This window comes from Mesorhizobium sp. M1E.F.Ca.ET.063.01.1.1, from assembly GCF_003998155.1.
Taxonomy (GTDB): domain Bacteria; phylum Pseudomonadota; class Alphaproteobacteria; order Rhizobiales; family Rhizobiaceae; genus Mesorhizobium.
The window spans coordinates 1-744 of the sequence record NZ_RZSC01001383.1 but is presented as its reverse complement, the minus strand read 5'-3'; the positions used below and the strand labels follow the sequence as shown (position 1 = coordinate 744).

Genomic DNA, 744 nt, shown 5'->3' with positions numbered 1-744 from the left:
GCGCCGGCAGGAACACGGCAGCGGAGCCCGTGCCTGACTTGTCGCCGCCGTTCTTGGCACCGCCTCCATCCTGATCGCATCCGGCGCCCGCGGCCGTCGTGCGGTTGAGGCAGTCGACCTGCTTCTGCGAAAGGTTCGGGTCGTTGGTCTGCGCGAACGAAGGCGCGGCGACACATGCCGCCGCGAGGAGTGCCGCATGAAGAACGACCGCCTTAGCCGCCATCGACCGGTTTCCTTCCCTGAACCACAGCCTCCGCGAAAGGCTGGGCGGCAATAAGGCCGATAAGCTTGCCGTAGTCGGCCGCATTGCCCGCCGGGATGGTCACGTGGAAGACGCCGTCGGCGGTCGGCCCGCCGGCGATCTTCAGCCCGTTCTGGCTGAGGAAGGCGGCGATGTCCGACATCTTGGCGTCCGGCTTGAACTTGACCAGGGCGAAAGGCAGCTTCGCGAGATCGTCCTCAGCGCCGGCGATCTCGAAATCGCTGCCCTTGCCGCCGGGCCGCTCAAAGGACTGCACGACGACCAGCGCAAGCAACGCCGCGGCCGCCGCCCAGGCGACGCCGGCCGGCATCGCCGTCAGCCGGCCGAAGGCCTTGGCGAGCCACGATTGGCCGGCCGGCGCGCGCGCCGGTCCGGCCTCGGCGTCGAGCGCCCTGGCGAAGCGGGAGAGCGCATCGGCCGGCGGGCGGATCGCCTCGTTGGCGGCGGCGGTGCCGGAGAACTCGGCCTCCGCCTCGCCAAGG

General features: G+C 70.7%; 1 protein-coding gene and 1 pseudogene. Both read right to left on the bottom strand.

The window, feature by feature from the left end:
- Nucleotides 1-223: pseudogene (locus EOA29_RS38735) on the bottom strand (peptidase S8); the annotation flags it as partial.
- On the bottom strand, nucleotides 213-744 hold a 532-nt coding region (locus EOA29_RS38730), incomplete at its 5' end, for an anti-sigma factor (RefSeq protein WP_127222534.1). The gene EOA29_RS38730 and the pseudogene EOA29_RS38735, both read right to left, overlap by 11 nt.